Annotated in this window: 22 protein-coding genes; 13 read left to right on the top strand and 9 right to left on the bottom strand. The window is 55.1% G+C overall.

The features are described from left to right. Window positions 1-7: 7 nt before the first annotated feature. Window positions 8-685 carry a GntR family transcriptional regulator gene (locus ACTJI9_RS13885; RefSeq protein WP_115053769.1) on the bottom strand — a complete coding sequence of 226 codons (678 nt, stop codon included), beginning with the start codon at window positions 683-685 and terminating at the stop codon, window positions 8-10. 127 nt (window positions 686-812) lie between these two features. Here ACTJI9_RS13885 and ACTJI9_RS13880 point away from each other — a divergent pair, with 127 nt between their 5' ends. The 3 genes from ACTJI9_RS13880 (at window position 813) to ACTJI9_RS13870 (ending at window position 2,861) form a co-directional block, all read left to right on the top strand. After that, the gene (locus ACTJI9_RS13880) at window positions 813-1,442 is read left to right on the top strand and encodes a flavin reductase family protein (protein WP_115053770.1); all 630 of its coding nucleotides are present in this window, start codon (window positions 813-815) and stop codon (window positions 1,440-1,442) included. Between the two features lie 20 nt (window positions 1,443-1,462). Then, window positions 1,463-2,203: an aspartate/glutamate racemase family protein gene (locus ACTJI9_RS13875; protein ID WP_115053771.1), complete on the top strand. Its 741-nt coding sequence runs from the start codon at window positions 1,463-1,465 to the stop codon at window positions 2,201-2,203. Window positions 2,204-2,273: 70 nt separating this feature from the next. Beyond that, entirely contained in the window at window positions 2,274-2,861 is a 588-nt protein-coding gene (locus tag ACTJI9_RS13870) for a winged helix DNA-binding protein (RefSeq protein WP_440808899.1), read from the top strand. Here the strand turns inward: ACTJI9_RS13870 and ACTJI9_RS13865 are convergent. Continuing rightward, window positions 2,817-3,125 carry a hypothetical protein gene (locus ACTJI9_RS13865; RefSeq protein ID WP_307275790.1) on the bottom strand — a complete coding sequence of 103 codons (309 nt, stop codon included), beginning with the start codon at window positions 3,123-3,125 and terminating at the stop codon, window positions 2,817-2,819. The two genes, ACTJI9_RS13870 and ACTJI9_RS13865, sit on opposite strands and share 45 nt — an antisense overlap. A 367-nt stretch (window positions 3,126-3,492) precedes the next feature. On the opposite strand from ACTJI9_RS13865, the gene ACTJI9_RS13860 reads away from it, so the two are divergent. Beyond that, a complete protein-coding gene (locus ACTJI9_RS13860) occupies window positions 3,493-5,640 on the top strand; it encodes a TonB-dependent siderophore receptor (protein ID WP_440808702.1) in 2,148 nt (715 codons plus the stop codon). Further along, window positions 5,640-6,890: an MFS transporter gene (locus tag ACTJI9_RS13855; protein WP_440808699.1), complete on the top strand. Its 1,251-nt coding sequence runs from the start codon at window positions 5,640-5,642 to the stop codon at window positions 6,888-6,890. The genes ACTJI9_RS13860 and ACTJI9_RS13855 overlap by 1 nt, the downstream gene beginning before the upstream one ends. Here ACTJI9_RS13855 and ACTJI9_RS13850 read toward each other — a convergent pair. The 6 genes from ACTJI9_RS13850 to ACTJI9_RS13825 form a co-directional block, all read right to left on the bottom strand. Beyond that, window positions 6,868-7,953 carry an ABC transporter ATP-binding protein gene (locus ACTJI9_RS13850; protein WP_440808697.1) on the bottom strand — a complete coding sequence of 362 codons (1,086 nt, stop codon included), beginning with the start codon at window positions 7,951-7,953 and terminating at the stop codon, window positions 6,868-6,870. The genes ACTJI9_RS13855 and ACTJI9_RS13850 overlap by 23 nt on opposite strands. Window positions 7,954-7,964: 11 nt before the next feature. Further along, window positions 7,965-8,777, bottom strand: a complete 813-nt coding sequence (locus tag ACTJI9_RS13845) for a carbohydrate ABC transporter permease (protein ID WP_115053775.1) — start codon at window positions 8,775-8,777, stop codon at window positions 7,965-7,967. 9 nt (window positions 8,778-8,786) lie between these two features. Next, the gene (locus ACTJI9_RS13840; protein ID WP_115053776.1) at window positions 8,787-9,689 is read right to left on the bottom strand and encodes an ABC transporter permease subunit; all 903 of its coding nucleotides are present in this window, start codon (window positions 9,687-9,689) and stop codon (window positions 8,787-8,789) included. 72 nt (window positions 9,690-9,761) lie between these two features. Further along, entirely contained in the window at window positions 9,762-10,967 is a 1,206-nt protein-coding gene (locus ACTJI9_RS13835; RefSeq protein WP_115053777.1) for an ABC transporter substrate-binding protein, read from the bottom strand. Window positions 10,968-11,032: 65 nt separating this feature from the next. Further along, entirely contained in the window at window positions 11,033-11,929 is an 897-nt protein-coding gene (locus tag ACTJI9_RS13830) for a sugar phosphate isomerase/epimerase family protein (protein ID WP_440808693.1), read from the bottom strand. 13 nt (window positions 11,930-11,942) lie between these two features. Continuing rightward, window positions 11,943-12,965, bottom strand: coding sequence for a Gfo/Idh/MocA family protein (locus ACTJI9_RS13825; protein WP_440808691.1), 1,023 nt, complete (start codon window positions 12,963-12,965; stop codon window positions 11,943-11,945). 280 nt (window positions 12,966-13,245) lie between these two features. Between ACTJI9_RS13825 and ACTJI9_RS13820 the strand changes: the two genes are divergently transcribed. Beyond that, complete coding sequence (locus tag ACTJI9_RS13820) at window positions 13,246-14,277, top strand: LacI family DNA-binding transcriptional regulator (protein WP_336442000.1); 1,032 nt, start codon at window positions 13,246-13,248, stop codon at window positions 14,275-14,277. 34 nt (window positions 14,278-14,311) lie between these two features. Here ACTJI9_RS13820 and ACTJI9_RS13815 read toward each other — a convergent pair whose 3' ends face one another. Further along, entirely contained in the window at window positions 14,312-14,749 is a 438-nt protein-coding gene (locus ACTJI9_RS13815) for a helix-turn-helix domain-containing protein (protein WP_337354850.1), read from the bottom strand. A gap of 71 nt (window positions 14,750-14,820) precedes the next feature. Between ACTJI9_RS13815 and ACTJI9_RS13810 the strand changes: the two genes are divergently transcribed. The 7 genes from ACTJI9_RS13810 (at window position 14,821) to nirB (ending at window position 23,823) form a co-directional block, all read left to right on the top strand. Beyond that, complete coding sequence (locus ACTJI9_RS13810; RefSeq protein ID WP_440808687.1) at window positions 14,821-16,029, top strand: MFS transporter; 1,209 nt, start codon at window positions 14,821-14,823, stop codon at window positions 16,027-16,029. A gap of 124 nt (window positions 16,030-16,153) precedes the next feature. Next, window positions 16,154-16,741 (top strand): ANTAR domain-containing response regulator, encoded by a 588-nt coding sequence (locus ACTJI9_RS13805; protein ID WP_115053782.1) that lies wholly within the window; start codon window positions 16,154-16,156, stop codon window positions 16,739-16,741. Window positions 16,742-16,752: 11 nt separating this feature from the next. Next, window positions 16,753-18,009, top strand: coding sequence for a CmpA/NrtA family ABC transporter substrate-binding protein (locus ACTJI9_RS13800; RefSeq protein WP_336442003.1), 1,257 nt, complete (start codon window positions 16,753-16,755; stop codon window positions 18,007-18,009). A gap of 345 nt (window positions 18,010-18,354) precedes the next feature. Then, a complete protein-coding gene (locus ACTJI9_RS13795) occupies window positions 18,355-19,653 on the top strand; it encodes an ABC transporter substrate-binding protein (RefSeq protein ID WP_115053860.1) in 1,299 nt (432 codons plus the stop codon). A 39-nt stretch (window positions 19,654-19,692) separates the two neighbouring features. Then, window positions 19,693-20,556 carry a nitrate ABC transporter permease gene (gene ntrB / locus ACTJI9_RS13790; RefSeq protein WP_370878665.1) on the top strand — a complete coding sequence of 288 codons (864 nt, stop codon included), beginning with the start codon at window positions 19,693-19,695 and terminating at the stop codon, window positions 20,554-20,556. Window positions 20,557-20,566: 10 nt separating this feature from the next. After that, window positions 20,567-21,364, top strand: coding sequence for an ABC transporter ATP-binding protein (locus ACTJI9_RS13785; RefSeq protein ID WP_115053785.1), 798 nt, complete (start codon window positions 20,567-20,569; stop codon window positions 21,362-21,364). After that, on the top strand, window positions 21,364-23,823 hold the full coding sequence (nirB, locus tag ACTJI9_RS13780; RefSeq protein ID WP_336442006.1) for a nitrite reductase large subunit NirB: 2,460 nt from the start codon (window positions 21,364-21,366) through the stop codon (window positions 23,821-23,823). The genes ACTJI9_RS13785 and nirB overlap by 1 nt, the downstream gene beginning before the upstream one ends. Window position 23,824: the final 1 nt, after the last annotated feature.

Here is a 23,824-nt window from a genome sequence, read left to right as displayed (position 1 = left end):
AGGGTATTTATGCCAGGGCGGACTTCAGATCATGAGGCTGGTCGCGGATTTCGCTCAGGTCAAGCTCGGTTTCGACATGTTCCAGATGATGCTCCATAAGCTTTGTCGCAGTCTCTGGATCGCCACGGGCAATCGCTTCAACAATATCCGCGTGCTCGTCCGGGCCGCAATTGAAGCGATTGGTATTGCGGTAGACCGCCGTAATCAGCGAGCTTCTGGAAATCAGATCGCGCATCGTAGCAAAGAGGAAGTCGGAACTGGCAACTTCGGCAAGCAGCAAGTGAAAGCCGCCGGACAATTTGATAATATCGGTCGTGATGTTCTGGGCGTTGGCGGTTCTTTCCTTGGCAACGTGGGTTCGCAGTCTTGTGACATTGGCCTTGGAGATGGATTTGCAAAGCCGGTCTACGATGCACCTTTCGACCGCTCTTCGTACGAAGAATACGTCGCGTGCTTCTTCCACCGAGGGCTGGCAAACGAAGGCACCGCGATTGGGGATGATCGTGACAAGACCGTCGCGCTCCAGCGCGGCAAGAGCCTGGCGGACGCGTGCGCGGCTGACATCAAAAATCGCTGCGAGCTGGCCTTCTTTAAGCTGGACGCCTGGACGAAGCCGCCGCTCGGCGATGGAAAGCCAGACACGTTCAACAATATCCTGTGCAGAAACCCCTGTTTGTTCAGTCATTTGCGCGCCTCCTCTTGAACACAGACATTCGCGATCAAACGAAAAATGTCAACTTATTTTGTCTGCATAATTGTAGACAATTCATACTAGAAATTGTACACGATAATTATAGAGAGGGGAGGTTGCAATGCAGTTTGACTTTACAACATTGGAACCGGACAGCCGGTATCGTCTGCTGACCAACTTTATCGGCCCGCGACCCATTGCGCTTGTGACCACCCGCTCGCAGGCTGGACACAGCAATGCGGCTCCGATGAGCTTCTTCAATGTTTTCTCCCATGATCCGGCTATCGTGGTTCTTGGTGTGCAACCGCGGCAATCGGGTGAAGAAAAAGACACCATGATCAATATTCGCCGCACCGGCGAGTTCGTCGTCAATATGGTTGATATGACCATTGCCCAGCAAATGCTTGTTTGCGGCTTGGGCTTTGACAGCGAGATCGATGAATTGGAAATGGCGGGCCTTCAGGCGGAAAAATGCGCCAAGCTCGATGCCAATTATGTGGCCACCGCCCCATGCTCACTAGAATGCCGTGTGGAACGCCTGATCGAATATCCGCGCCGCGTGCTCATTCTCGGTGAGGTCGTGCACATGCATGTCCGCCGCGATTGTCTCGATGCCGAAGGGCGTTATGTCAATCCTGAAGTCTATCAGCCCATCGCCCGCCTTCATGCTGACAATTACATCACATCTGACCGACAGTTCGTTCTCGAACCCCCGTCAATCTCTGATTTCATTAAATCCCGGCGCGACTGACGCGGTGAAGGAACTGAACCATGCATATTCATCTGATTAATCCAAATTCAACGGCCTCCATGACTGCCCAGGTGCTTGAGAGCGCCATGCGGGTTGCCAACCCGACAACACGCGTGACTGCCGTCAATCCGCTGGATACACCCGTCAGCATCGAGGGCGGCACAGACGAGGCAATGGCGGTTCCGAGCATGTTGTCGGAAATTGTCAAAGGCGAAGCGCAGGGTGTCGACGCCTATGTCATCGCGTGTTTTGATGATCCGGGGCTGCATGCGGCACGGGAAATTGCGCGTGGTCCTGTTGTGGGCATTTGTCAGGCTGCGGTGCAGGTGGCAATGACGATCAGCCGCCGATTTACAGTCATTACCACCTTGCCCCGCTCCATCCCTATCATTGAAGATCTCGTTTCAGCCTATGGCGCTGATCGCCATTGCCGCAATGTTCGTGCAATCGACCTGCCGGTGCTTGGGGTGGACAGTGATCCTGCCGAGGCAGAGCGGCTTTTGACCATCCAGATTCATAAGGCGAAGCTGGAAGATCGCGCCGAAGCGATTGTGCTTGGCTGCGCCGGAATGTCAGCCTTGTGCGAGCGGCTAAGCATTGCGACCGGTCTTACCGTCATTGATGGCGTTACCGCCGCAGTCAAACTCGCCGAGGCGCTGGTGGGGGCGGGATATGCGACCTCGAAAGTAAACGCCTATGACTTTCCCCGGATCAAAACACCATCTCCAGCCAAGATTGTCGAGCAAGCCTTGACCAGGTGATGGACTGCTCATTGTTGACAATATATCGATAAAATGATGATATAAAGTCATTAAAAGAGGGGCGGATATGATGACGGCCGGGCCGCAGGATAATGATGACGCAGAGAAAGAGCAATTTGCGACAGCACTGCCAAAGCATCTCAAGCCTGTAACGTCAATCGGCCCCATCGTGTCTTCGGCACATCTTGCCGATGGCGGTTCCCCTGGTCTTTCCGAAGTAGAATATGGTTTGATCCTCGCTTCCCATGCCTTTTCGCGCTGGATGGTTCGATGCATGGCCGCTGCCGGACTGCCGGGGCTTTCAGCAACAGAAATTCTCATACTCCATTCGGTACGCCATCGAGACCGGGAAAAGAAGTTGGCGGACATTTGCCTGGTGCTCGATATTGAAGACACCCATGTTGCCACCTACGCTATTCGCAAACTGGAAGCGGCCGGCTTGGTCAGCACCGGTAAGATTGCCAAAGAAAAAACTATCAGGATTACGGAAAAAGGCTCCGACGCCTGCGCGCGTTATGCCCAGATACGGGAACGCTTATTTGTAGCGTCAACGATCAATGCGCGCCCTGCAGAAGAAACCCTTTCGGAGATAGCCGCAGTTCTGCGTTTCCTTTCAGGCGCCTATGATCAGGCATCGCGCGCTGCCACCACGCTGTAAGGCTTCCTGTTTTGCGGCGGGCGAATCTGATCCGGCCGGGTTGATGAAGAAGGTCGTAACCGGTCGCCCGCGCGTTTTGCCCGAATGGATGACCCGGCCCACGACCAATTCCTCATCGATCAATCTGCGAAGAAGCAACCCAATCGATACGGGATGCAATGACAATCGGTCGGCCAGTTGTTGGCGGGTAAGGCCATCGCTGCTTTCCAGAGCCTTCAAGCATTCCAGAAACCGGCCATGATGCAGGGTATTTGCTACTCTCAATAGTCTTCTCGTTGCATTGATGAATCACAGGGAAGGGCGGAAAGGAGGCATCAGTGCCTTACAACGCGTTCCCGCTTTCGGGTCAGGCATCGTTCGGACAAGTTAAACGCTTGTCTGTGAAGTCCATGTGACAGGCCCCCAAATTCGCGGCGCTTCAGACGCGCAAAACACCCTGCCGGACCTTTTAAAAGCGGAACCTGTGCCAATCCCCAAAAAGTCTACCGCTATTGTCCACTTATAGTTGCAAACTCAACCGGCTTGTCCTAACGGAAAGATGAGTGGAAGAGTCAAGATTACATTGCGCTTTCAGTGGATGTGGAAAAGGCGAGGCAGTGCCCCGCAAGACGTGAATGATAAAGGGTCCCAGATGACTGATATGAACGATAAGACGGGATGCGGCTGGCTCGCATCAACCGCCCTTGGCAGCGTGCTGCTGCTGGCATCCGGTGGTATGGTGCAGGCACAAACGACGAATGCGGCACCCGGAACGCAACCGGCGGCCAATGGCTCCATCACGCTGGATACGATCGTCATTGATGGCAGCGCCGAAGGCGTCAACGGCATTATCGAATCCGATGGTTATGTGGCTAAATCTGGCCGAACCGCGACAAAAACCGATACGCCCGTGGCGCAGGCACCGGTTTCACTTTCCACAGTCACCCAGAAGCAATTGCAGGACATCAAGCCGCAAAATCTCGTCGAAGCGCTGAATTATACGCCCGGTGTACGCGGCGGCCTTTTCGGAGCTGAACCGAGATTCGATGCTTTCAAGATTCGCGGCATGGATCTGACCTATACGGGTGTATTTCGCGATGGTTTGCGCCAGATCAGCAGTCCCAATGGGCTGTTCCGGCTCGAACCCTATGGTTTGGAGGCGATCACGACCTTGAAGGGGCCGGCAGCTTCAATCTATGGAGCGAGCAGTTCGGGCGGGATCGTGGACGTTGTTTCGAAACGACCGACAGAAGAAAGACTCCGCGAGGTCGAGATCCAATATGGTTCCTATGGCCGGGTGCAGGGTGCCTTTGATTTTTCAGGGCCGGTCAATGCGGACAATACGCTTCTCTACCGCCTGACTGGCGTTGCCCGTGACGCGCGAAATGAGATCGATGCGGTCAAGGACGACCGGCTGTTCATAGCGCCTGCTTTGACATGGCAACCGGATGAGAGCACGAAACTGACCGTTCTGGGCGAATATATGGATAGCACGACCGGTGGAACGTGGGGCTACATCAATAAATATGGTCCGGGCGGCACGTCCATAGGCGCGACGCCTGAATATGGCGGCGATGCCCGGTTCAATGATTTCAGCCAGAAGCAATGGCGCATAGGCTATGAGCTGGAACAGTCACTCAGCGATTCGGTGACACTTTACCACAAGCTGCGCTACTCGGACCTTTCCATGCGTCAGGAATGGGTCTTCGAGAATTTTCCCGGTCTTGGCTATGAGGACAATAGCGGCCTCGCGACCGACACTTATCTGAAGAGCGATTTCGACACCGGAGCGCTCGAGCATCAACTGGTTACCGGTATTGACTACAGCTATATGAAATATACCGCCCGGCAGGGCAGCGGGCCGGATAACTTCACCGACGATCATACCTATGTTCCGGAAATCACCTATGAGGAGATGCAGCGGCAGCGGTCCGTCGGCATTTATGCCCAGGACCAGATCGCTTATGATGCCTGGCGGCTGACTGCCGGAGTGCGCCATGACTGGGTGGACAGCGAATATACACCCGGCGGCGACAGCTATGCACGCGACGACAGTGAAACAACCGCACGTGTCGCGCTTGCCTATGTCACACCATTCGGGCTGACGCCCTATGTCAGCTATGGCACATCATTCGTCGCCAATCCCGGCGTGATCCAAACCGTCGGAAGCGTTGCACAGCAGGCGCGCCCGACATTGGGCGAGCAGGTGGAAGTCGGCGTAAAATATGCCGTGCCCGACACCAATATCCTGCTGACCGCTGCGGTGTTCAACATCGACCAGAAGAATGCCACGGTTTACGAAACCTCGTCGGGCACCAATCTGCTCAGGCAGCTTGATCTCAAATCCCGCGGCTTCGAGCTTGAGGCGACAGCGTCGATGGATAATGGGCTGAGCTTCATCGCCGCCTATTCCTATAATGATGTCGAGATAACCCGGCTGACGCCGGAGACGGAGGGCAAGACGCTTAATTCCTCCCCCTATCACACAGCCTCGCTTTGGGTGAATTACGACTTCCAGGATGGGCCGCTGGACGGACTCGGAGTGGGGGCAGGCGTGCGCTATGTCGGTTCGAGTTTCGGCGATAATGTCCATACGCCGGTGCTCGACAACAAGGACCGAACCTTTGTCGATGCCTCCATCCGCTATGATTTCGGCAAGCTGGATTTAGCCCTCGAAAATGTTCGCCTGCAGGTCAATGCGACCAATCTCCTCAATGAGGTCAAGCAAATCTGCACCACCGGTTTCTGCTATTTCGATGAAGGCAGGAAGGTCGTTGCCAGCATGCGGTACCGTTTCTGATGGCGAAATTATCCAATCCTTCTCCGGTACTGGTCTTTGTCGCAGTTGGCGGCCTTTATGTGGCGCAGAGCGTTATTGGCGGGTTGACGATGCTGGGACTCCCGGCGGTGTTGCGGGACCAGGGTCTACCACTTGACCAGATCGGACTTTTATATCTGACGGTCCTGCCATGGGCGTTAAAATTCCTCTGGTCACCCTATGTAGAGCGATACAGACTGCCGCCGGTCGGGCGCAATAGATCGCAATTGATCGTGCTCGTCGGAGGACTTCTTTGCGCGGCCGGTCTTGCCGCCATGGGGTTGATCGGACCTTCACCGCTGATGCCGGTATTGTTCTGCCTGACATTCATTGCCTTCATAACCTCAACCGTGGACATAGCCTGCGATGGCTATGCGGTGGAATCGCTGGCAAAGGAACATCATGGCTGGGGAAACGCCGCCCAGGTTGGCGGCGCCTATCTCGGTTCCGCAATCGGAGCAGGGCTGTTTCTCGTTCTCGTTGACAGGATGGGCTGGAGCCCAGCGGTATATCTTATGGCGCTTGGGGTGCTTGTTCTCGGCCTGCCTTTCATTTTCGGGCCACCCGCGCGTTCGGTCGTCGAGATTCGCGATCATGCTCCGTCATTGATGGTGGCGCTGCGACGCCCGCAGATCAGAAAGGGCCTTCTGATCGCGGCGATTTACGTTGCTGCACAGAAATGGGGACTATCCATGCTTGGTCCCTTCCTCATCGATTATGGTTTCGATCTTGCGACGATAGGGGTTTTGAATGGCCTTGGGAGCATGCTGGTTGGTTTCGGCGGGGCTCTTCTTGGCGGCGCGCTCGTTCGACTATGGGGAGCAAGCTTTGTGCTGATCCTGACGATCCTCGTGCAGGCCGCTCTGCTTTTCGCCTTCGCTTTCTTCAATTTCGGTGGCACCGCATCAAAGCCCGTTATCATCGCGGTTGCCATTGCCAGTTCCTCCGGCGTGATGTCGATTGGTTTCGTAGCCCTCTATTCGCAGTTCATGGGCTGGTCTGATCCGAAACAGGCCGGCGTCGACTTTACGCTTTTCCAGTGCATGGACGGGATGGTCAGTATGGTAGGAGGCCTCGGTGCCGGTTGGATCGCCGAGCATCTGGGCTATACGGTCTTCTTTTCGATCGCAGCGGGGATTGCCGTCGCTTCTGCTCCGGCCATATTCTGGCTGATGAGCAAAAGCGACGTGGCTATTCCAAGGCTCGCCTTCAAGTCGTCCGGGCCGACGTGATGGCCAATTCTGTCTCGTAGTCAAAGAGGTGGAGATTGTCCGCAGAAATATGCAGGCGGACTTTCTCACCTTTGTCGTTTCCGGGTCTGCCGCTATGGGCCATGATTACCGGCTGGTCAGCAACATCGAGGACGACGAAAGTCATGCTGCCGGTGGATTCGATGCCGGTTACAACGGCATCAATTTCCACATCGTTAGAACCGGACTGAAGCGAGAGATGTTCGGGTCGCATACCGACCCATAACTTCCGGCCCGCCTCGATATGGAAGTTTGACTGGATAGACTGCGTGCTATCTTTGTTGAAGACGATCTTGCCACCAGCCTCTGCCGTCGCCGGCAGGAAATTCATGGCGGGCGAACCGATGAACCCGGCAACAAATTTATTGCCAGGATGATCGTAAAGATCCAGAGGGCTGCCTTGCTGTTCGACCACGCCGGAGCGCATCACCACAACATGATCGGCCATTGTCATTGCCTCGACCTGATCATGGGTGACGTAGACAGATGTCGCCTGCAGCCGCTCATGGAGCTTGCGGATTTCCCCGCGCATATGGACCCGCAATGCGGCATCAAGATTGGAAAGCGGTTCGTCGAACAGAAAGACCTTCGGATTGCGAACGATGGCCCGGCCCATGGCTACGCGTTGCCGTTGTCCTCCCGACAGCGCCTTGGGCAAACGATCCAGAAGACCGCCAAGCCCCAAAGTATCGGCGGCAGCGCGTGTCCGCTCCGAAATTTCATCCTTCGGGCGGCGTTTCAGGCGCATCGAATAGTTCATGTTGCGCTCGACATCCATATGCGGATAGAGCGCGTATGACTGGAACACCATGGCGACATCGCGTTCGCGCGGCGGTTTGCCGACAACGCTGGTTCCAGCAATGCGCACATCGCCGGAGCTGATCTTTTCAAGCCCCGCCAGGGTGCGCAGCAATGTCGACTTGCCGCAGCCGGATGGCCCGACCAAGGCGACGAACGAACCTTGCTTTATGGCAATATTGATGTCCTTGAGTGCATGAAACCCGACATAATGCTTGTTCAGGTGGTCGATCTCGATCTGGAGCATGGTGGTTGACCTCACTTGAGCGCGCCGGCGGTGAGACCGCTGACGATACGTCGTTGCAACAGCATGAATGCGATAAGGATCGGCGTCACATAGATGGCCGCATATGTCATGATGCCGTTCCAGTCATTGGCCTCCGGACCCATGAAGGTCTGCAAACCCACGGTCGCAGTCTGTAGCTCATTCTTGGCGATCAGCGAGCGCGCATAGACATATTCACCAAAGGATTGCAGGAAGATCAGCACGGAGGTGATCAGGATACCGTTGCGGGCCAATGGCAGCATGATGCGGAAGAAGGCACCGATGCGCGATGACCCGTCGACGAGCGCTGCTTCTTCCAGTTCTCGTGGTACCTGCACGAAGGTTGCGCGGCACAGCACGATATAAAGAGGCAGCATCTTGGCGGTCTGCGCAAGAATGACTGCAAATCTTGGACTGGCGAGAAGCCCGATCTGATTGAACATCACGAATATGGGCGTCACCATCAAGGATGAGGGCAGGACCTGCATCATCAGGATCGCAAACAGGGCCAGATCCATCCAGATATTGCGCACCCGGGACAGCACATAGGCGCAGCCCGTTCCAAGCATTGTAACGAGAAACGTCACGCCCATGGCGATCAAAAGGGAATTCCAGATATAGCGGCCCATATCCCGGCTCTTCCAGACATTCAGGAAGTTCCATTGCGGATCGCTCGGCCAGAAGGTTGGTGGATAGCGGAAGATTTCCGTACCGCCTTTCAGCGCTGTCAGATACATCCAGTAGAGCGGGAAGAGATAGATCGCCGTTATAAACAGGCCAATGAGGAGGAGAATCGTGCGTTTCATCTTTCCGTCCTAATAGCTGTGTTCGTGACGGGTGGAGCGGACATAGACTGCCGCTACGATGATGACGAAAATGATCATGAGGACGGAGACGGCGCTGCCGAGCGAGATTTCATAGGTCTGGAAGGAAAGCTGCCAGGACCAATATTGCGCGACATTGGAACTGTCTGCCGGGCCGCCCTGCGTCAATGCCGCGATCAGGTCGAATTGTTGCAATGTGAAAATGACGCCGAGAGAAATGACTGCGCCGAGCTGGGCACGCATCAGCGGCAATGTGATGGATCGGAATCGCTCGAAAGGTCCCGCGCCATCAAGTTCGGCGGCCTCGTAGACATCACGCGGTATGCTTGCAAGCCCCACCGAAAGCAGCAGCATGTTGAATGGGATACCGAGCCAGACATTGGCAATAATAACGGCATAGAGAGTGACATCCGGGTCGGAAAGCCAGAAGATGCGCTCGTCCGCAAGCCCCAGCGCGGTCAACGCATAGTTGATGACGCCGAAGTCACCGGCGAAAAGCCATTTCCAGATGGCACCGACGACAAGAGCCGGCATGATCCATCCGGCAAGAAACAAGCCGCGCAGATAGGTGGCGCCGGGAAAATCCTGCTGGAAGAAGAGGGCGAGACCGAACCCGATGGATAATTGGAAAACAATCGACAGCACCACAAATTTCAGAGTGTTCCAGAAGACAGAACCGGCGATGGGCTGCGAGAAAATGTCGTAATAATTTTGCAGGCCGACGAAAGGCCGGTTGAACGAAGTGATCGTGAACATATCTACGGTCTGCAGCGACATGATAATATTGTAGATGATCGGAAAAGCCGAGAAGGTGATCAGATAAATGAGGGCTAGCCCGAGCAGCAGGATATCAAAACCGCTGCCGTCCCGGATGGTTCTCATAATGCCTTGCATAGCGTCCTCCGCTCGCCGCCGAACAAATAGGCTTCGCTCTTTCGCATGAAGGAAAAAGCGAAGCGCAATTTATCAGTTCAAAATACTGTCGATCTGGGTTTGCGCAGTATCGAGCGCCGTCTTTGCATCGCTTTTCTTGGTCAGCGATGACTGGATTGCAGTGTAGATGGCCTTGGAAATCTTTGGCCATTCGGGGTGCGGTCCGCGATTGCGAGCATATTTCATGCTCTCTTCGAAGACCCCGTAAATCGCAGGCGTATTGGGATTGTTGGACTTGATATTTGCTGCCGGCAGAAAGCCGAAACGGTTCCAGACATCGGGCATTTTGCCATAGAGGAATTCGAGGAGAATGAATGCTTCTTTCGGATGATCGCTATTGGCAAGGATGACATTGTCGCCTTCACCCAATGCAGATGCGCGTGTGGCGCCTTCCTGCGGGACCGGGAGCAATGCCGCCCGATAGTCAAACTTGGCGTCGCGGCTCATGCGCGGTAATTCCCATGGGCCAGAGATCGCCATGGCCGCGTTGCCGGAATTGAATGTGCCGGTCGAGTCATATTGGCTGCGGATCAGCGTATCCGGCGAGGCAAGTTTTTCATCAAGCAGCTTGCCCCAAAAGTCGAGAACCTTGACGCCGCCTTCAGTATTCACCTTGTTGTAGTCGCCGCCCGCCATTTGCAACCAAGGCAGAAACTGGAACGTGCCTTCCTCGGTGGCCACGGCCGAAAATGCCAGACCGTAGACGTTCTTGGCCGGGTCGCTCAGCTTCTTGGCTGCATCGTAAAGCTCATCCCACGTTTTCGGCGGATTATCGGGATCAAGCCCCTTGGCCTTGAACATGTCGGCATTGTAATAGAGCGCGATTGTATTTGCGCCGCGCGGCACACCATAGATTTTCCCGTCCCAGCTGACCGAGGAAAGTGGCCCGGGGAAAATATCCTCCTTCTTGATGACTTTCGATTCATCAAGCATCGGCGTGAGATCCAGCAGCAGACCGCGGGAGGCAAAGAGAGCAACCTCGGGATTGTCGATATAGGTCACGTCCGGAGACTCGCCCGTTGCCGTTGCCCGCGCCAGATCATTGACCATGTCGCGGAACTGGACTGTCTTGACGTTCAGCTTGATATCGGGATGGGATTTTTCAAACTCATCCTTCACCAGATACATATACTGGTCCGGACGGTCGATGGTCCATACATCCAGCGTTACCGGCTCGGCCCCGGCTGCGCCGGTCATAAGCAGGGATGCGGCTGTTATCCATTTTAGAATAGGCTTCATTGCTTCCTCCTCTTGGGGTTGGTCCGGCTTCCCTGCTTCTCAATGGCAGGGTTGGCCAGTCGAATTCAGGGATTGGCGATATATGAACCGCCACGGCTCTGTTTCAGATAATTGAGCGAATGGACCTGGCCGGTCATTTCCAGCGCATCGCGATATACGGGATCGTGCCAGCCTTCGATGTCGATGGAACCCGACCAGCCGGCCAGGCGCAATTCGGAAATGACATCCACCCAATTTGTGTCGCCGAAACCCGGTGAGCGCATGAAGACAAATTTTTCCTTGCCGAAAATCCCGTGCTCGCGAATGACTTCCCAGCGGATCGTCGCATCCTTGCCGTGCACGTGAAATATCTTCGATGCCCATTTGCGGATTTGCGGCAATGGGTCGATCAGATAGACCATCTGGTGGCAGGGCTCCCATTCAAGTCCGATATTTTCCGCGGGCACTTCGTTGAAAATCATTTCCCATGCATCAGGATTATGGGCGATATTCCAGTCACCACTTGCCCAATTGCCATCCATGGCGCAGTTTTCAAAGGCGATCTTAACGCCTTTATCGGCTGCTCGCCTGGCAAGCTCAGACCAGACCCGCTTATATTGCGGCAGGCTTTCCTCGATCGGCTTTCCACGAATACGACCCGTAAATCCGGCAATGGTCGTTGCGCCGAAATGATGGGCATTATCGATCAATGCCTCCCAGCCTTTGAGCGTTTCCCGGTCTATTTCCGTATCTTCCAGCGGATTGCCAAACATGCCCAGCGTTGAAATGGTAACATCGGCATCACCGATGGCGTCTTTCAATTGCGCCGCCAGCGTTGGCAGGTCCTTGTTCATCACTTGCCAGAAAAACGGTTCGATACTCTCAAAACCATGCGGCAAGATATTTTTCACATAGGCAGCAGGGTCGGGCGCATTGCCCTTGATCATTGTACCGATGCGAATGGCTGTTGCTGGATTACTCAATTCTCATATTCCTTCAGAACGTAATTTCGACGCGCCGCCCGGACTCGGCGCTATCGATAGCGCCGAAGACCATGGCAAGGCTTTTGATATTCTCTTTTCCGGCGGTTTCCGGTCGCGGGCCACCGCGGGTCGCCGCGATGAAATCCTGCATCACTCCGAGGTGACCGCCGACGCGATCAGACGTATCGAGGGGAGGTATCTCGACTGCGGTCACCCCGGAAAACAGGCCGTCTTTGCCGGAGGTGACGGCTTCGGCCCGTATGTCATCATGTCCATCCCAGACAATCGATCCTTTGCTGCCAATGATGCGCCAGCCACTTTCCCAGCTTGTGCGCATGCCATCGGCGCACCAACTGCCGCGATAGGTGAAAATGGCTCCATTGGAGAATTCAAAGATTGCGGCAGCGGACGATCCCTGAGCGTACCAGGAATTGCTGGGCTCCCATTCGCGCGCATAGACCGCATCGGCGGCGTCATCGGCAAGAAAGCGTGCTGCGTCGAAAGTATGGATTGCCATGTCGAGAAACAGGACGTGACGCATTTCCTCGCGGAAGCCACCAAAATGGGGAGCAAGAAAGAAGTCGCAATGAAGGCTGGTCACTTCGCCAATAGCGCCGGATTGGATCAACCGGCGGATGCGGCGAATTTGCGCGAGATATCGCCTGTTCTGCACGATGGCATGGATGCGCCCGGCGGCCTCGGCGCGATGAACGAGATCGCGTGCCTCGTCCATGGTTTCCGCCATGGGCTTTTCGGAAAGCACGTGGCAACCGGCTGCAAGTCCCGCTGCTACGGTGGCATGACGGGCGGCCGGAACAACAATGTCGAAAAGCAAATCGGGTTTGGTGCGCGCAAGCGTGGCTGCCAGATCGTTGGATGCATTTGCCGAGGTCAGGCCAAATTCTGCGATACGTGCTTGCGCACGCTCTGCAGCAAGATCGACCACGCCGACGATCTCAATGTCGCCGATGGTGCGAACCACCTCGAACCACGCTTTGCTCATGGCTCCGCAACCGACTAAAACGGCACTTTGCATTCCTGCTCCTCCCTACAGAAACTCGCCATAAACCGAGAAAATCGGTTGTAAAACGCTTCCGTAAACGTTTACGATCTAAGAATGGCGAATTATTTTTGTCAATCCCTTATTTCGGTGTTTTATGTGGGAAGGACCCTCACATCGAATCGTTGGTGGAGTGAATTTGACATTTGCATCCGGTGCGTCTGCAGGCACTTGCGCCAATGTCAGGCTCGCAAACTTCACCGAAAAATATATGCCTGCCAGGGGTCTTGTTAATTTCTTTAGCCGGGAGAAAAGCGTGAGCATTCGGGACCTTGCCCGCCATCTGAATATTTCCATCGGGACGGTCTCGCGCGCGCTGAACGGCAAGAGCGATGTTAATCCGGAAACCCGTGAGCGCGTGCTTCAAGCTGCCAAGACGCTTGGCTATGTGCCGAACCAATCCGGACGCAGCCTGCGACAGGGAACGACGAACACAATCGGATTCATGATCGAATCGACGGTTGAAACAGCGGAAATCGGCGATAGCTTCTTTTTCATGCCGGTATTTGGAGGCGTGCAATCGGTGTTCCGGCGGCATCAGCTCGATCTTGTCGCGCTGTTATGCGGGACAGATGAAGATCCGGGCGTTTATCTCAACCGGGTGGTCGGACGGCGCTTCGTGGATGGCTTGATCATATCGGCAACGATGCGGGAGGACCCGCGCATCCCATTTCTGCTGGAGCGGAAGATTCCATTTGTGGCGCTGGGGCGCAGCGCTGCTGATGGCTCATTTCCGTGGATCGATCTTGATTTTGAGGGCACGGCCATCACCGCAGTTACGCGTTTGGTGGGCTTTGGACACAAGCGCATCGCCGTTGGCGTTCCCAATAGCGATGTCAATCTTGGCCATGTATTTCTAAGCGGCTACAGGCAAGGGCTGGCAAAGGGCGGCATCGAGTTCAATCCGGATCTGGTTCTGGCCGCGCCCAGCAATGAGGAAGGCGGCTATCAGGTCGCCTGCGCTATGCTTGAGCAAAAACCCATGCCGACAGCCGTCGTTCTGGTCAATGAAAACATGGCGATAGGGCTCTACCGGCGCTTTTACGAGATGGGTATTCATCCGGGGCGGGATATTGCTGTCATAGGATTTCGCGAAAGTACGCAAAGCCGCTTTCTATCGCCAACGCTGACCTGTTTCCGTCTATCGCTTCGCGATCTTGGCATCAAGCTGGCCGAAACATTGCTTTCGACAATGCCTGCTTTTGAAGACAATTATCCCGCGGTCAAATCCGGCATCATATGGCCAATGGAACTGGTGGTTGGAGAAAGTGACCGCCCAGCGCCGTAAGGTTCGTCACGCGATCTGAGAGCCAACCATTTTGTCAGGCAGCTCTAGGTTCCTTGCGCTTCTGCTTGCGTATGCGGGACTGATATTTGGTTCCCACGCGCAGCAGCTTTTGAAATGTGGGGCATTGCAAATGTGACGGGGCGGAGCATTCTGCCACGTGGCGCATGATCCCCGCCAAGGCCTTTATCTCTTGCGCCTTTTTATCCAGAGCATCGGCGCGCGTTCGCAATTCGTCACGCGGGATCGCAAGTTCGCTGTCGCGGCCCAGAATATCTGCCACATCGCTAAGCAGAAATCCCGCTGTGCGGGCCATATTGATCAGAGCAAGCCGCTTGAGCACGTCCGGCTCATATTGGCGTCGCAATCCGTGTCTGGCTACGGAAGCGATAAGGCCCTGTTCCTCATAATATCGTAGCGTCGAGGCGGGCAATCCGCTTGCGCTGGCAACCTCGCCAATGTCGAGAAATTTCATGCTTGACCTCAAGTTGACTTGAATTCGTATGATGCGCGTTCCTGATAAAAATGACAATGGAGACGATAAAAATGCAGCTGACAAATGAACTTGAAGAACGGCCGATCCGCCGCGATCCGCGCGCTGTGGCCTTGATGTTGGTTGCATCGCTTACAGTGATGACCGCCGCCACGATCAGCCCCGCTTTGCCCGGTCTTGAAACGCAGTTTGCGGGGGATGAAACCTACAGCTTTTTGATCCGCCTGCTGGTTCCCGCCCCATCCCTGGCGGTCGTGCTCTTCGCGCCGTGGTGCGGTGTAATTGCCGATAGAGCGAGCCGGCGATCAATGCTTCTGGCGGGGTTGATCCTGTTTATCATTTCGGGAAGCGCCGGACTGTTCCTTCCGACACTGCCATTGATCATGGCCAGCAGATTGTGCCTTGGTATTGCACTTGCCATGATCATGACTGCGCAATCGGCATTGCTGGGCGATTATTTCTCCGGCAAAACGCTGCATATTGTTACGAGCGCCCAGGTTTCTGCCCGCAATCTTGGTGGTTTTGTCTTCATCATGATCGCTGGCCTCCTTGCCACAATGGGACCAAGGTTTCCCTTTGCGGTCTATGCGCTGCCTATACTGGTCATGCCATTCTTCTGGCGGGTCATTGTCGATCCACCGTCCAGCATGCCGGCTGAACAAAACCTTTCTTCGATCAACGCAGGGAAGACCCAGCCGCTTATATATCTGCTTGCTCTTGGTCAAATGGTCGTGACCATGCTGTTCTTCGTCATGCCCACTCAATTGCCCTTCTTTTTATCAGGGCAAGGTTATTCATCGCCCGCCATGACCGGGGCTGCGCTGGGGACGCTCATGCTGGCGGGCGGGGCGGCGGCTCTCTATTATCCGCGTCTTCGTGAGGCGATTGGTTATGCTGGCAATTGGGCCTGCGGCTTTGGTTTGATGACTATGGGTTTTGCCACCCTTGTGACAGTTAAAGCCGGAGTGGCAGTCTTTTTCGGCTGTGCAGCCATTGGCGCGGGCTACGCCCTGGCCATTCCAGGATTCGTGGCGATTTCCTTAAGCGCAACCTCTTCCAATAAACGGGGAAAAACCGGTGCGCTGCTGACGGGATCGGTCTTCCTTGGCCAATTCCTGTCGCCTCTGATCAGCACCCCGGCAATATCGGCATGGGGCTGGCGCGCCAGCGGCATCGGACTTGCCGTAATATTGGGTGTCCTGGCGCTGATTTCAGGGCTGGCATTCCAGCGGTCGCGGCTCGTTGCGCTAAGGAAGAATTGAGGAAATCGCTTGGATTTCGCAGCCTAATGGCATCACGCACCTTCGGGCGCGGCTGCCCTTAAACTTTAGTGCTGCGTCCTAATGTCAGACTTGCACAATTTTCAAGCATGCGCAAAATTCAGGCATGATTGCCGCTTTGTCCATAATGATCTTCGACGAGAATCGCATCCGCGCCTCAATTATTGAGGAAGGATTGCGCGAAGCCGGGCATGATAAGGTTGTTGTTTTGCATGATATTGTCGGTCTTGCCCGGCAGATCGAGATTATCGGGCCCGATGTTATTGTTATCGATATCGAGACGCCGAACCGTGACATGCTGGAACATCTTTTCCAGCTGACCCGATCCGTTCGCAAGCCTATTGCCATGTTTGTGGACCGGTCCGATAGCTCCTCCATTGAAGCAGCGGTAGAGGCGGGTGTTTCCGCCTATATTGTCGATGGGCTGAAGAAAGAGCGGGTAAAGCCCATTCTTGATATGGCCGTCAGCAGGTTCAAGGCATTCAGTCGATTGCAGCAGGAATTGGCTGAGGCCAGGAGCGCCCTCGAAGAGCGAAAGATCATTGATCGCGCCAAGGGCATTTTGATGAAATCCCGCTCAATGTCGGAGGATGAAGCCTATTCATTGTTGCGGCAAACCGCGATGAACGAAAAGCGGAAGATTGCTGATATCGCGCAGAGCGTTGTCACAGCGGCCGCTCTGTTAGGATCTTAGGAAGGGTTACAATGAGTTTCATCCGCACCGGTATTGATAATGGCGGCCTGGCAGCGCCGGCTACTATCGCCAGTCCGGGTTCGAGGCTGGTTCGCGCGGGGTTCATCCCATTGGTTGACGCTGCGATCCTGATTGCTGCAGCCGAATTTGGTTTTGCTGCGCGCGAAGGCATTCAACTCAGCCTGATCAAGGATGTGTCATGGGCCAACATCCGCGACCGTCTGGCTTTCCGGCAGTTCGATGTTGCCCATATGCTGGCACCGATGCCGGTGGCGGCCAGTCTGGGCCTGGGTTCCAATCCATCTCCTGTCATAGCGCCCTTTATTCTTGGGCGCGGAGGAAACGCCATCACGCTTTCGCTTGGCTTGTACAGGCGCATGCAGACTATGGCGGACCTGTCCGGCAAGCAGGACGCTCTGGTCAATGCAAGGGCGTTAAAGCGCGTGATCGAGGTTCGCAGGAATGAAGGGCTCGACCCGATTACGCTGGGCATAACATATCCCTTCTCATCGCATAATTACGAACTGCGATATTGGCTGGCGGCCGGTGGCATTGATCCTGACCTTGACGTGAAGCTTGTTGTGGTGCCGCCGCCCATGACTTCGGACGCATTGTCGGCGGGCGTTATTGACGGGTTCTGTGTCGGTGCGCCCTGGAACATGGTGGCGGTCTCGCGCGGCGTTGGGTGTATTGTTGCAGTCAAAGAAGACATTTGGGCACCCAGCCCGGAAAAAGTCATCGGCATGCGCCCGGACTGGTTTGAACAAAATTCTGAGACGGGTTCGCGCCTGATCGTTGCGCTGGACCGTGCCGCCCGCTGGTGCGATGACGGGGAAAACCGGCGGGAACTGGCGCAACTCTTGTCGGGCCCCAATTATCTTGATGTGCCGTTTGATCTTTTGCATCGCGTGCTGCTTGGGCAATTCACAATTGATCCGGATGGCGCCGAACGTACGGTTCCTGACTATTTCAATTTCCATCGGGATGCGGCGAACTTCCCATGGGTTAGCCAGGCGCAATGGATTTACAGTCAAATGGTTCGTTGGTCCCAGGTGGACTATAGCCCATCGCTTGCCGGTCTGGCGGGCGCAGCCTTTCGCCCCGACCTTTATCGCAATGCCATTGGGGTCCGCCCTGATACGCCCGTTAATGATACGCGCGTGGAAGGAGCGGGCACCGCGGATGCATTCCTTGACGGGGCAGTTTTCGACCCTGCAAATATCACGCGCTATCTGCAAAGTTTAGGCTCAACCAAGGGAGATGAATAGATCGGGTAGCTGCTTATTTCTTGTGCATCGCACAAAATATCCGCAGAAACTGCACTGACAACGACAATGTTCTTGTATGTGCATGCATTCAGAAGAATAACAGAAATTAAAAAATACATTTAAATTCAATAAGATAATAAAATAACTCTCTAATTGGCACGCTTATTGCTTTGATAAATATGTTCCGTCAATGAAGACAGGAACCGCGAGCACCGCATCGGGTGCTTTCAAAAGACACAGACGTCGCTTGGCTCAATTCATTCCAACGGTTCTACCGGGAGTGAATGTGATCCGGCGGCGTTTTTTTTTCGATCAGCCTTTATGGCCAATATTGCAGGGAAGCTTATGGATCAGAAACGTTCGAATGGCATAGCGAGACGCAAATTCCTGAAGGCGGGCGGTGCGCTGACCCTGCTTGCCGCTGCAAAAGCGGCGTTTCCCGGCGGGGCGTTTGCTGCCGCTGCAGGCCCCGAAACGACCAAAGCCGTCCTTGGCTTTATCGCCCTCACAGATTCGGCGCCGCTCATCGTTGCGAAGGAAAAAGGTTTCTTTGCCAAACATGGGATGCCGGATGTCGAGGTCGTAAAACAGGCGTCATGGGGAACAACGCGCGACAATCTCGTCTTGGGTTCTCAAGGAAACGGCATAGATGGCGCGCATATTCTGACGCCTATGCCCTATCTGATAAGCACGGGCAAAGTTACCCAAAACAATCTGCCTTTGCCGATGGTTATATTGGCGCGGCTGAATCTCGATGCTCAGGGCATTTCTGTCGGTTCGGCCTATGCGCAGAACAAGGCGGGTGTCGATTCCGGAGTGTTGAAGGAAGCATTCGCCAAAAAGAAGGCTGAGGGAAATGCGGCCAAAGCCGCAATGACATTCCCCGGTGGAACGCACGATCTCTGGTTGCGCTATTGGCTCGCTGCGGGCGGTATCGATCCCGACAAGGACGTTGAAACAATCGTCGTGCCACCGCCCCAGATGGTTGCCAACATGAAAGTTGGAACGATGGACTGCTTCTGCGTGGGCGAACCGTGGAACGCCCAGCTTGTCAATCAGGGCATCGGGTATACTGCCGTCAACACGGCTGAAATCTGGGCGAAACATCCGGAAAAATCTTTCGCCATGCGCGCAGATTGGGTCGAAAAGAACCCGATCGCCACCAAAGCCCTTCTCATGGCGATCATGGAAGCCCAGCAATGGGCCGACGAGATGGCCAATAAGGAAGAGTTGGCCGAAATGGTGGGCAAACGGGCATGGTTCAACGTTCCTTCGAAAGACATAGTGGGACGCTTGAAGGGCGATTACGACTATGGCTCCGGACGGCAGGAAACAGCTAGCCCGCACCTCATGAAGTTCTGGAAGGACAATGCTTCCTACCCGTTCCAGAGCCATGAAAAATGGTTCCTTACAGAAAATATCCGGTGGGGGAAATTTGCCCCGGATACGGATATTTCAGCGCTGGTCGGACAGGTGAATCGCGAAGATTTGTGGCGGGCGGCTGCCAGCGAACTTGGTGTCGCGGCGGCGGATATTCCCGCCTCCAAATCGCGCGGTATCGAAACATTCTTCGATGGCAAGGTTTTCGACCCAGACAATCCGCAGACCTATCTCGCCAGCCTCAACATCAAACATTCTGCGTGAGGAAAACGAATGACCGCCAATCCTGTCCGCCTGAAATCCATGGAGCCTGTTAAACCACAGGCCGATATAGTTCCCCTTGCGGTTGCCAGGCGAAATCCTGCGGGCAGGGCACTGCGTAAATGGCTCGCATCGGCGATGTCGCACGTCCTACCGCCGCTCGTGACGCTTCTGTTTCTGCTGATCTTCTGGGAGATCGTCTGTTCTTCCCCCACTGCAAGCGTACCGCCACCCTCGCGTGTCGTTTCAGAAACCTGGGAGCTTATTGTTCACCCGTTTTATGTGGGGCAGGGCGTCGATCAGGGATTGTTCTGGCACATCTTTGCAAGTCTCAAGCGCGTTGCACTTGGCTATTGCCTGGCCGCATTTGCGGGCATCGCGCTTGGAGCACTGGTCGGCCAAAGTGAATGGGCCATGCGCGGTCTCGACCCGATCTTTCAGATTTTGCGAACGGTCCCGCCACTTGCCTGGCTGCCTCTGTCTCTGGCCGCTTTCAAGGATGGCAATCCATCTGCAATCTTTGTGATTTTCATCACCGCGATCTGGCCGATCATCATCAATACTGCGGTGGGTATCCGCAATATTCCGCAGGATTACCAGAATGTGGCGAAGGTGCTGCGGCTTAATCAGCTGGAGTATTTTGGAAAGATCATGATCCCCGCTGCAGCACCCTATATATTCACGGGCCTTCGCATTGGTATCGGACTTTCCTGGCTCGCTATTGTTGCCGCTGAAATGCTGATCGGCGGGGTCGGTATCGGGTTCTTCATCTGGGATGCATGGAACTCATCGCGCATCAGCGACATCATTCTCGCGCTCATCTATGTCGGCATCGTCGGATATCTCCTTGATCGCCTCATTGCCTTCATCGCCAAGGCTGTCACCCGCAACACGGCAAGTGCCTGAGGAGCTCATCATGGCAAAACCTTATCTTTCGCTGGAACAGATCGACATGGTGTTCAGCCGTGGCGGCGCCACCACGCAGGTTCTCAATCAAGTATCGCTGACCGTCGAGAAAAACGAGTTCATATCGATCATCGGTCATTCCGGCTGCGGAAAGTCGACACTGCTCAATATTGTTGCGGGGCTGACGCAGGCAACGCGCGGCGTTGTTTTTCTTGAAGGCAATGTGGTCGACAAGCCCGGACCGGACAGGGCCGTGGTCTTTCAAAACCATTCGCTTCTGCCATGGCTGACAACCTATGAGAATGTGAAGCTGGCGGTCGACAAAGTATTCTCGTCAACCAAGAGCCGCGCGGAGCGGCATGAATGGACTATGCGCAATCTTGAACTTGTGCAGATGGTCCACGCCAAGGACAAGCGCCCTTCGGAAATATCGGGCGGCATGAAGCAAAGAGTGGGCATTGCTCGTGCATTGGCCATGGAGCCGAAGGTGCTTTTGCTTGATGAGCCGTTCGGGGCGCTAGATGCGCTGACGCGTGCGCATCTTCAGGATCAGGTGATGCAGATTCATGCGGAACTCGCCAATACAGTTTTGATGATCACCCATGATGTCGATGAGGCAGTTCTCCTTTCAGACCGTATCGTGATGATGACCAACGGACCCTCGGCCAGGATCGGCGAAATTCTCGACGTGCCATTGGAACGGCCGCGTCGCCGCATCGAGCTGGCCTCGGATGCAACCTATATCCGCTGCCGCTCGGCAGTGATGAAATTTCTTTACGAACGTCATCGTCTTGTGGAGGCGGCATAATGGCAGCGGTAAAACAAAAACTGGTCGTCATCGGCAATGGCATGGCTCCGGGCCGCGCGCTGGAGCATTTGCTGGAACTGGCGCCGGATGCCTATGAAATTGTTATCTTCAACGCCGAGCCACGGGTGAATTACGACCGCATCATGCTTTCTCCAGTCCTTTCGGGTGAAAAGGATTTTGAAGAAATCATCATCCATGGCGATGGCTGGTACATCAAGCACGGCATTACCCTCTATAAAGGCCACAAGGTTATCAATATTGACCGCGAGGCGAAGACGGTTACCTCCGATGCTGGCACGACGGAAAGCTATGACAAGCTTCTCATCGCCACCGGCTCGGTGCCTTTCATTCTGCCACTTCCGGGCAAAGACCTTCCGGGCGTTTTGACCTATCGTGATCTTGATGATGTCAACGCCATGCTGTTGGCTGCGCAGTCACGGGCAAAGGCAATCGTTATTGGCGGTGGTCTGCTTGGACTGGAAGCGGCGGCGGGTCTTGCTTCACGCGGCATGGAAGTGACCGTGCTGCACGTCATGCCGACACTGATGGAGCGGCAGCTTGATCCGGCGGCAGGCTACCTGCTTGAAAAGGCTGTAGAGGCACGCGGCATTAAAGTCATCACCAAGGCCAATACCAAGGAAATTATCGGCGACGGCAAGGTTGAAGGCGTTTTATTGGCCGATGGCACCACATTGCCAGCCGATCTGGTTGTCATGGCAGTCGGCATCAGGCCGAACGGAAATTTGGCGAAGGATGCAGGATTGGAAATCAATCGCGGCATCGTCACAAATGCCGGCATGCGGACTTCGGATCCTGACATTTATTCCATAGGCGAATGCGCGGAAGTGGGCGGTCAATGTTACGGGCTTGTCGCGCCATTATATGAAATGGCACGCGTGGTTGCCGCGCAACTTGCAGGCGATACAAGCGCAGCCTTTGTTCACAGCGAAACGCCGACAAAATTGAAGGTCACAGGGATCAATCTGTTCTCCGTGGGCGATCTTGCAGAGGGAGATGACCGGCAGGAAATCGTGCTGCGCGATGCTGCCGCCGGTGTCTATAAGCGCCTTGTGCTGAAAGATGACCGGATCATCGGAACCGTGCTTTACGGTGAAACCTCCGATGGCGCATGGTTCCATGACCTCACCAAGAAACGCACCGACATTTCGGAGATGCGAGAGACCCTGATTTTTGGCCAATCCTATCAGGGAGGGTCCCCGTTGGACCCTATGGCGGCCGTTGCAGCCTTACCGGATGATGCGGAAATCTGCGGTTGCAACGGCATATGCAAGGGAAAAATCACCGGCGCGATCACATCCAAGGGCTTGAGTTCGCTTGATGATGTTCGCGCCCACACCAAGGCATCGGCCTCATGCGGCAGTTGCACGGGTCTTGTCGAGCAGCTGCTGACGCTGACGCTCGGCGACAAGTATAATCCATCAGCCGTTACGCCTATGTGCGGCTGTACGGATCTTGGTCATGATGATGTGCGCCGCCTGATCAAGGCAAAGGGGTTGAAGTCGATCCCCGCGGTCATGCAGGAGCTTCAATGGAAGACATCCTGCGGCTGCGCCAAATGCCGCCCGGCATTAAACTATTATCTCGTTTCCGATTGGCCGGATGAATATGCCGACGACTATCAGTCGCGGTTCATCAATGAGCGTGTGCACGCCAATATCCAGAAAGACGGCACTTATTCGGTCGTTCCCCGCATGTGGGGCGGTATGACCAACTCATCGGAATTGCGCGCAATCGCCGATGTTGTCGACAAGTTCGCGATACCTGCGGTCAAGGTCACAGGCGGCCAGCGCATCGACATGCTGGGGGTCAAGAAGGAAGACCTGCCCGCCGTTTGGGCCGATCTCGGCAAGGCCGGTTTTGTATCGGGCCAAGCCTACGCAAAGGGCCTGCGCACGGTCAAAACCTGCGTCGGGTCCGATTGGTGCCGCTTCGGTACGCAGGATTCAACGGGCCTCGGCATCCGCATTGAAAAGTTCATGTGGGGATCCTGGACTCCGGCAAAGCTGAAAATGGGCGTATCCGGCTGTCCGCGCAATTGTGCGGAGGCCACCTGCAAGGACATAGGAATCATCTGCGTGGATTCCGGCTATGAAATTCACTTCGCCGGTGCAGCGGGTCTGGATATCAAAGGAACGGAAGTGCTTGGTCTCGTCAGGACAGAAGACGAAGCGCTGGAGCACGTCGTTGCTCTGACGCAAATGTACCGCGAGCAGGCGCGCTATCTGGAACGCATTTACAAATGGGCCAAACGCGTCGGCCTCGATGAAATACGCCAGCAGATCATGAATGACACGGACAAGCGCAAAGCGTTTTTCGAGAGGTTCGTTTTCAGTCAGAAATTTGCACAGGTCGATCCGTGGTCGGAACGTGTATCGGGCGTGGACAAGCACGAGTTCCGGCCGATGGCGACGATCGGCTATGCGCAGGCAGCGGAGTAAA

Source organism: Phyllobacterium sp. 22552, assembly GCF_052044585.1.
In the GTDB taxonomy this organism is placed as follows: Bacteria; Pseudomonadota; Alphaproteobacteria; order Rhizobiales; family Rhizobiaceae; genus Phyllobacterium; species Phyllobacterium ifriqiyense.
This window is presented reverse-complemented; position numbering and strand designations above follow the sequence as displayed.